Below are 8,553 nucleotides of genomic sequence, written 5' to 3'. Positions count from 1 at the left end.
ATCTCATCGGTCATCGGTGGTTCCTCGAATCAGGTTGGTGTCAGCAACCCGACCCTACCGGCGAACTGCCGGTGACCACCGCAAAGCCGCCCGCCCGCTACGGCGCTATGTGAGGGCGCGCGTGCGGGCGGCTTTGCTCTGCCGAGCTACACCATCCATGGGGACACGACCTTTCCCAGAGGTGCCTACAACATCAACGGTCGACTGCATTGCACAGACATTGATGTCCGATTGGAGACTCTCTTTTCCATGAACGGGGATGTCGTGAAAACTCCGATTTCCTCCAGGAAAGATTAATCAGACTTGCGGAGTAAGAACGTGGGGATCGTGACATCACGGTCCAATGTAATTATCACCGGAACCCAAGAGTTTGTTACTGAAGAGCGCCTCACTCATTGACCTGAGCCCCTGAACTTCCTCCAAAAATGGGTAGAATCCGTCCACCTTGAGGGAGACGGAGATGAAGCAGTCGAGGTTCACGGAAGAGCGGATCATTGCGGTGCTGCGGAAGCACGAGGCAGGATCGAAGACCGGTGATGTTTGCCGGAAGCACGGGATCAGCAGCGCGACGTTCTACAAGTGGAAGGCCAAGTATGGTGGCCTGGACGTATCCGAAGCTCGGCGCCTCAAGGTCCTTGCCGACGAGAATGCGAAGCTGAAGAAGCTGTTGGCCGCGGCGATGCTGGACAACGCCATGCTAAAGGACCTCAATTCAAAAAAATGGTGACGCCCGTTGCAAGGCGGCAGGCTGTGGCTCACCTTTGTTCGAGTTTTGAGGTCAGTCAGCGGCGGGCGTGTGAAGTGATTGGGGCTGATCGGTCCTCGGTGCGTTATCTCAGCCTTCGGCCTGACGACGCGACCATTCGCGTCCGGCTGCGCGAGTTGGCGTCGGTGCGCCGGCGCTTTGGCTATCGCCGTCTGCTTCTCATGATCCGCAGTGAAGGCGTGCTTATCAACCACAAGAAGCTGAGGCGGCTGTATGCCGAGGAGCGGCTGCAGGTTCGCCGGCGAGGTGGACGCAAAAGAGCTCTCGGAACACGGGTTCCGATGGAGTTGCCGCAGGGACCGAACCAGCGTTGGTCACTGGATTTCGTCAGCGACACGCTGACCGACAGCCGACGCTTCCGTATCCTGGCTGTCGTTGATGACTTCACCCGGGAATGCATCGCATTGGTGGCCGACACGTCGTTGTCGGGGATCCGGGTTGGTCGTGAGCTCGATGCCGCGATCGCCCGACGAGGCCGCCCAACGATGATCGTCAGCGACAACGGGACCGAGCTCACCAGCATGGCCATCCTGCGTTGGTCGCAGCTCACCCGGATCGAGTGGCACTACATCGCGCCGGGCAAGCCGCAGCAGAATGCCTTCGTGGAAAGCTTCAATGGACGACTGCGCGACGAGTTGTTGAACGAGACGTTGTTCTCGTCACTCGATCATGCTCGGGAGCTGCTCGCCGAATGGCAGGACGATTACAACACCGTTCGTCCGCACAGCGGGATCGGCAACCTGCCGCCATCAACCTACGCCCGGCTAACAGCGTCCGACATGCAACGGGACGGGACGCTGCGCTGTGTCGAGGGCTCCGCGCCCCGTCCCGTTGCATCACCGAGCCACACAGGCTCAAATGACCAAAGGATTCTGCCCATCGCTGGATGACCTTTGGGGCTCAGGTCATTCGCTACAACGGCTGCATTCTGCCTTCGGCATTTAATTTCATGGGCACTCAAGCGTCGTTGCCGTCTCAATGCATCATCGTCTAATTCGATCAGAATCGATTGAGCTTGCAAAGCACTCCTCGAATGCTTGTCTATCAACAGCGCGAGTTGTGCATATTCCTTTGCTCTATCGCCGTCGTCCAGCGACTGGTAGCATAGCGCTAGGCTGACAAGAACGACCTGTCTCGTTGCGGATGTAAATGGGTGTTCCGAGACCTCAAGCAACGCATCGCGCGCCTTCTCCGTTTCCCCTGTCATACGCAACGCCCTGCCGTAGTCAGCCAGTAAGCGCGCTCGATGGTCTCTACTGTTCTCTTCTGAGATTAGGGGAATGAGTTGCTCACAAAAACTGACTACGCCACTGAAGTGGTCACCATCGATCAGCGCGCCGGCAAAAGAGTGCGCCAATCCCAAGGAGCGTTCCATTTCGCGGTGATCGTCGTGTTCGATAGCATCGGTGAAGAGTCTCAGAATAATTGCCGATGCATTCTGGATGTCTCCGATCGGACAATCAGCGCTATCAAAACGATAAGAAGCCTTTGCCTTCATGAGGCCAGATTTCCATTTATCGCCAAAATAAAGCTCGGCTGCCTTTTGATTCAACTCTCGGAATTCATCCGCATCTATCATTTCCCGAAGACATTCGCGCGTTTGCCGTGGCACAACGAGCGTGCGCGCCTGGGTGTCGGACGTCGTGCTTTCGATCCTCTGGAGAGTTGTCACTTCAACCAACTGGCGATCAAGTAATTCTTCAGCGTGAGGAAGGAAGAATGGTGCATTTAAACTGAAACGCTTGATCCGAGAAAGTCGCTCTCCCTGAGGAAATATCATCAGCGCTTTCAGCAGGGCGAACACCCTGCGTTGATTGACATCGGACGATTCTCCCAGCTCCCTCAGTGTACGTACTAGCGCAGGATGGAACCGCCCCCCGACTGGGGTTGACATCATCAAATCTGTGTTTGAGCCTAGAAGCTCCGACAGCGTGACCACTTCTAGGTGCTTTAGCGCTTGATCAACGCGCGTCGGAATTCCATCTGTGTGACGATGTAAAGCGCTGACGGTCGCAGTGCTGGCGCGATCAGGTCCACCTTTTTCGTGGTCCGAGATGTAGGTTCGCAGATCGGCCACGTCGAGCGCGGTTACTTCGATAATTGAAAAAGTAGGACGCTTTGGCGCACGACGCGCTCTGATTATCACGTTGAGTTGCGGACAAAATTCAAGGATAATCGCGATGATTTCCTGAAGATCGTCTTCGGCGGACGCGACGCTGTTAGGATGATCGGTGAAGTCCACCGGGAAGTCATCGAATATGACATAAGACACGCCCACGTTCGCGACTTCTTCGGCAAAACGGTCTAAGCTGCAGCCAACTTTGTTCTTTAGATTTTCGAATAGCTGATCGCGATTGACGAAATCGCTGAGGTCGATCCGGAAGGTTGGGGACGCAATGTGACCTTTGGCGTGCTTAACGCTGGACAGAAATCCGTCCTCGCCCATGCCCCAATCAGACACCAGCCAAACGCAACGACGAGCAGAAAGCGTGTCTAGGCATGCCTGTTGTTCTATTCTCCTAACTCTCAGGTGCGCGGGGAGCAATGGCAAATGGTGGCGCACCCTTTTCAGAATGTCTTCTGACTTTGTAGGAATTTGAAGGGCCGTCGATTGGGCAGGCGGAGGTTCTTCTGCGTCGCCGTCCGAAAGCGGCCGATCGATCAACTGATAGGATCCGTCCAACTCTCGCAGGTGAAACCGTTGGTCGCGTCCTAATGATTTTGATCCATCTTGTCGGTCTGTTAAAATCCTGGGCCAAACTCTAACTTCAACATTCAAATTCGTGCGGCTCGCTCGCGACACCGAATAGCCGTGTATGCGCTCCAGCTTTTTATCAATTCTCCTCAGTCCAAATAAGGAGGCGCCCTGCACGGATCGCCGCGCGCTACCGCCGCCAGCCGAAATGGTCTGACTCGCTGCGGCGTGCATGTGTCCGTAGAAATGAGCGTCAAACCGCTGCGACGGATTTATGTCACTGTCCCAAAACGCAAGGCTGTCAGGATGAAGCCAATCTACGGGATGGTGCGTGATTAGGAAGTTCAAATCGTGCTTATCGCGCCAAGCGCTGGGATTTCCATTGGTAACTTTGTGAAGCTGGCGTGCGTCCACGTGAAGTTTTCCGAGATACTCGCCGCCATCGATTTGCAGCCAAGTGGAATTTAGTAAGGCCAATCCGATCTTCAGCTTTCCCTTCTGAAGGGCAACGGACTGGTCTCCGGGCAGCAAGCCTCCGCATACGGGCTTCAGAGTTGGAATGTTGGAGGCATTCAGCCTTTCTAGCCACAGACTGAATTCTCTCAATTGCTCTTCAACTGCAGCACGGTACGGACTTTTATCGTCGGCAAAGAATTCGTCATGCAAGTGTGAAAAAGCCCACCACTCTTTCAGCACCTGATGAGCAGGCGATAGTTTCTCTAGCCACTTCACATCATGATTGCCCGGTATAGCGACAAGAGTAGGCTTGGAGCCGTGCTTCGCGAATACGCCCCACATTTCGGCTAGGATCTCGTCAAGCCTATCGAAATCCTTCCGCGTGCCCGTTTGCGTTAGGTCCCCGGAAAATATAACCGCATCGATGGCGCCGACCGTATCATGCATCACTTTAAGATCATCGTAGAATGAGGCTTTGAAGGAGGGCCAAAGCCAGTCCTGACCGTTCATCCCCGCATGTAGATCAGTAATGTGTAGCCAGGTCAGGCAGTCTTGGGAGTGCGTGTTGGACATGTTTTTTGCTTTAGGACACCGAACGTTGAATACGACCTTGAATCGTTTGAATGTCATCGCAACTATGACGCGATCGCAACGAGTATTTTAACTTGTTAGTAGAATGCGCGCAGGAAAAACGTAGTAGCGTCACTGATCGCGCTGCAGCATTTGGCTTCCGCGAGTCGGACGAGGCAAGTTGTTCTAGACGTTGCTCACGGAGACGTATTGGCAGCCTTCAACGGAGCCCATGTGTCGCCCTCACAGGCCACGACGGTTGCTTGCGCACTGCTTCGAGGCGGTCGGCATTGACCGGCGGCCGGGTGCGTTTTTAGATCACTTGATGTTCGCTCTTTGTTCGGAGGGCTGAACTTTTTTCCTGAGGAGGGAATGCTGGCCCGCTTCCATTCAAGGAGTGGCCCGACCTCTGGCCAACAAAGCATCACTGAGTTCGTGGTGGGCGCTAAACTGAATCGGTCAGCGTTTTGATTAGCTTTTCCATGCGCGCCAAACGTCTGTCCATCTCACGGAGATTGGAGGCCACGCTTCGAACGCTGGAGCTGATGTAAATAATCATAATGAGGCAGAGAAAAACTTCGGCGGACTTGGCTGGCGTTTTCCATAGCTCGCTGTGTAATGCCGTGACCGTATCCCACATGTGCTACCCTCTTGAGAAAACGCCGCTTGGCCTGTTTCTGTTTTCGTTCAGTTGCGGTGCGACGCTACTCCTCCAAAAGGCTAATTGCCTGCGCAACCGTTGATTGAGAAAGTTGCCCGTTTTCAATCAAAAGCTATTGGAGGAGATTTATGTCCAAAGTCGCTGCCTACCACACTGATTCGCCGGAATATCCGCCGTCCCATCGCAACGTCTATCACGACCACGACAATTGCCCGACCGGAAAGCAGATTAAGCAGTCACACCGCAAGCCCGGTTCAGCCGGAAGGCCGCGTTGTGACGATTGTAAGAAGCTGGGCTAGGGCCTGTTTGGATTCATCGGGAGTTTATCACGGCTGCGGCGAGATGGATCATTGCGGCGAAGCTCTGGTCGGTTTTGTCAGCGCGTAGCGCGATGCGTTTGAACTCCTTGAGCTTGCCGAAGAAATTTTCGATCAAATGACGCCATTTGTACATTTCTTGGTCGATGGCGAGAGGTCTTATGCGGCGCGGATGCTGGGAGATGACGATCTTGGCGCCGCGCGTGTCGAGTTCGGCGATGATGGCATTGCAGTCGAACGCCTTGTCGGCGATCAGCGCCTCGAAGGTCAGCCCCTCGATCAGTGGGGGAACGCCAACCGATCGCGGCACGAAGTCTAGGCCCGTGCCTGGGCCGCATCAGGTCTATGGGTTCTTAACGACTTCGCCAAACGCGGTCGTCGAGCCTATCCATCCGAAGGCTATGCCGGTCATTCTGACAACTGACGAAGAGCGCGACGTGTGGATGCAGCCGTATGCGCATCGAAATCTTGATGCTGTCATGGGCTTTGAGCGGCCGCGCCAAATTGCCGGACTTCCAATCACCAAGAAGCTGATGGAGCTTCGTGCTCGAGGGGCGCTGCAGTTCCAGGCCGCCCCAGCTCTGGAGTTCACGGGTGGCCGGAAGAAACCGAGGATCATCATCTGGTCGCCAAGACACCCTTGCGGCCGCCGAATGTTTAGGCGGCCTCTAACGCGATCGTTTCTTCCTGCTCGCGCTTCTTCAGGCGATCGGCCAAATGAATTTCGCCGGCCTGGATCGCATGGTTGGCTTCCTGGAATACGCTCGCAGAGACGGCGGTCTCAACCGGTATTTTCTTGTTGAGTGCCATCCAGTTGGCGACCTCAGCCCAATCATACAACGGAGCATCTGAAGTCACGCGCACGACCGGTGAGGGGAAATCTTTCCCTCTCGACCCCTTGGCATAGTTGGAGATCGCCGCGCGTGTCAGCTGTGTACGCGCGGCGATGTCAGTCAGGTTGACCAGCGGATCTGGTTCGATCCGGTCGACGTGTGCACCAGCAGCGCACACATTCTCGACTGCTGAAGAGATCGCTTCGGCAATAGTGCTCGCCTCTCGGGCAAAATCCAGAATGATGTGGCCCTTTTGAACAGCGATCAGCGCGTCGTCGCAGCCAGCATCGTAGAACTTGTCTTCGAAGCCGTCGGCAGTCGAATCAAGGCCGGATGCGATGATGCTAAATTCAAACGTCTTCATCGTTGACCTCCTCTTCGTGCGGGCATCGATCAATCACGCGGCGGATTTGCTTGGCGTGATTTTCTGGATTTCTAGGCGTCGACCAAATGGAAATTCGACAACCGTCCCGATCGTGGTGAGCACAAAGAAGCTGTCCCCAAGCGTGGCCATTGACCTTTCGCCAAGTCCAGCCTTTTGCCTCTGCCTCGGAAACCACGGCTTCGATTTCCTTGTTTGGATGTAATGGTCTTCCGGCCATCACATGTTCGCCAACTTAATAGCGTGTTGACAGATGTCAACGGATATTTTTACGGAACTACTCCTCAACTGCATTGATTACCTTCCGACGACTCTCTAACCAGCTGACAAATATACATATTTCTGGCCTGTAGTGGTATCCACCACGCCGACTACCCATAGTAGAATACCTCCGATTGAACCGGCTGTTGGGGCCGCGGCCCGGCTGAGCCAGGCGCCGGGACCGATTAAGAGCCCGGCCAGGCCGCGCGCTGGCGAGCGCGCGATCGACGATCAGCGGCGACGTGCCGCGGCAGTGCGCGCCGGGACGGATCCAGATGATGCTGAGCGTGCACCTCGAACTCCACGCCCGCCAGCAAGCCAGTAGCGGCGCCCGAACCGTTCGACGATCTTATTGCGGTGGAATGCGGATGGCGCTGAGAAGTGGATAGGCACGCCATAGCGCGCCAGCGTCTCCGTCATGGAACAGTAGCGACCGCGCTCTAATCGTCGTTCAACGACATCGGGTTCCGTCATTTGAGATGATCTCGTCGGAAGCGATCAAGTTGCGGCTGCTCGAGGTCGCGCTCAGCCTCGGCCAACTGCTTCGGTTAGAAGTTTGCGCGCAAGCGCGATCGCAGCGCTCGCCTCCGCAAACGTGCTATCGCGAGTACCGACGCTGGCCAGATTGTTTATCACGCGAATTTTCCTTCGTTGTCCGCTCGAAGAACCCTCGCGGGCCGGGTCGATTCCAGGTCCCGTAAAGCGGCAGCACCTCAACCGGCGTTCGCTAGTCTTGCGCGAACTATCTAGACAAGTCGATCTAGACGTGAAATTCTGTCCTCATTCAGATTTCCAGCTTCCAAGTTGATTTGCGCTGCAATTTCTGCCGCCTCGATGGGGTAGCAATATGATTGAAGCTGCTGCCGACCCGTCGTTATCCGAACACGTCCGACTCTGGCTGTCAGCGCTGCTCGGCCCTGCCGTAACTGCCCTAGGCTTTACGTTCATCTACAAGCAGCTCCAGATTTCCGCGCGGCAAGCCGAGGTCGCCTCAAATAACTATTTGCTATCAGTAGAAGCAGCCAAGCGCGCGACCGTGCAGGCTGCCGAGCAACAAAACTGGAAGAAGGCCGAGTTTCTAGCTAATCAGGTCAAGGACTTCTTTAGTGACGAATGCGTCGAGCGGACGACATACATGCTCGACTGGCATATCAGAAAGCTGGTCATCGCAGATGACGATGATGAGGAAGTGCTTACGCTGCATGATGATGCAGCGCACGCAGAGGCGCAAAATCGGCCAAAACTACGCGACGAATTCCTGAATGAGGGGCGAGCGGTCGTCATCGCGCGAGCTCTTCGAAAGCACGACGAAGAAGGCTTTACAGAGCATGAAGCTGTAGTTCGAGATAATTTCGATTGGTTTTCCTTTAGGCTCGGACAGTTTCAGCATATGATCCAATCCGGCTTATTTACTTACCAGGAAGTCGATATTCACTTGAGCTACGTGCTGGATCTAATCTCTGGCGGACTGGATCATGTCTCCTCAGAAGTAACGGCCGCCATTGCTAGCTACGTGCGCGAATACGACTTTCCGGCAACAAAGGCGCTCATGGACTCTCGGATCGACTGTCGCAAAGGACAGAAAGCAAAAGCATCAGATGGCCAATCGTAA

At 55.1% G+C, this 8,553-nt stretch carries 5 protein-coding genes and 2 pseudogenes; 3 read left to right on the top strand and 4 right to left on the bottom strand.

Features of this window, described 5'->3' with window-relative positions:
• Nucleotides 1–460: 460 nt before the first annotated feature.
• A protein-coding gene (locus tag H8B02_RS41985) for an IS3 family transposase (protein WP_376711777.1) occupies nucleotides 461–1,656 on the top strand; the annotation gives its coding sequence in 2 pieces (ribosomal slippage) (nucleotides 461–722 and nucleotides 722–1,656; 1,197 coding nt in all).
• A 2,042-nt stretch (nucleotides 1,657–3,698) separates the two neighbouring features.
• Here the strand turns inward: H8B02_RS41985 and H8B02_RS49210 are convergent.
• From H8B02_RS49210 to H8B02_RS41975, 3 genes and pseudogenes are all read right to left on the bottom strand, one after another.
• Nucleotides 3,699–4,490, bottom strand: a pseudogene (locus H8B02_RS49210) (metallophosphoesterase family protein); the annotation flags it as partial.
• 442 nt (nucleotides 4,491–4,932) lie between these two features.
• Nucleotides 4,933–5,127, bottom strand: a complete 195-nt coding sequence (locus tag H8B02_RS41980) for a hypothetical protein (RefSeq protein WP_229171546.1) — start codon at nucleotides 5,125–5,127, stop codon at nucleotides 4,933–4,935.
• 333 nt (nucleotides 5,128–5,460) lie between these two features.
• A complete protein-coding gene (locus H8B02_RS41975) occupies nucleotides 5,461–5,775 on the bottom strand; it encodes a transposase (RefSeq protein ID WP_229171544.1) in 315 nt (104 codons plus the stop codon).
• On the opposite strand from H8B02_RS41975, the pseudogene H8B02_RS41970 reads away from it, so the two are divergent.
• Nucleotides 5,765–5,914 (top strand): annotated as a pseudogene (locus tag H8B02_RS41970) (SOS response-associated peptidase); the annotation flags it as partial. The gene H8B02_RS41975 and the pseudogene H8B02_RS41970 sit on opposite strands and share 11 nt — an antisense overlap.
• A 208-nt stretch (nucleotides 5,915–6,122) precedes the next feature.
• Here H8B02_RS41970 and H8B02_RS41965 read toward each other — a convergent pair.
• The gene (locus tag H8B02_RS41965) at nucleotides 6,123–6,662 is read right to left on the bottom strand and encodes a hypothetical protein (RefSeq protein WP_229171542.1); all 540 of its coding nucleotides are present in this window, start codon (nucleotides 6,660–6,662) and stop codon (nucleotides 6,123–6,125) included.
• Between the two features lie 1,126 nt (nucleotides 6,663–7,788).
• Between H8B02_RS41965 and H8B02_RS41960 the strand changes: the two genes are divergently transcribed.
• Nucleotides 7,789–8,553, top strand: a complete 765-nt coding sequence (locus H8B02_RS41960; protein WP_229171540.1) for a hypothetical protein — start codon at nucleotides 7,789–7,791, stop codon at nucleotides 8,551–8,553.

The sequence above is a fragment of the Bradyrhizobium altum genome (genome assembly GCF_020889705.1).
GTDB classification, from domain to species: domain Bacteria; phylum Pseudomonadota; class Alphaproteobacteria; order Rhizobiales; family Xanthobacteraceae; genus Bradyrhizobium; species Bradyrhizobium altum.
The sequence above is the reverse complement of the archived record's forward strand: the minus strand, read 5'-3'. Positions and strand labels throughout refer to the sequence as shown.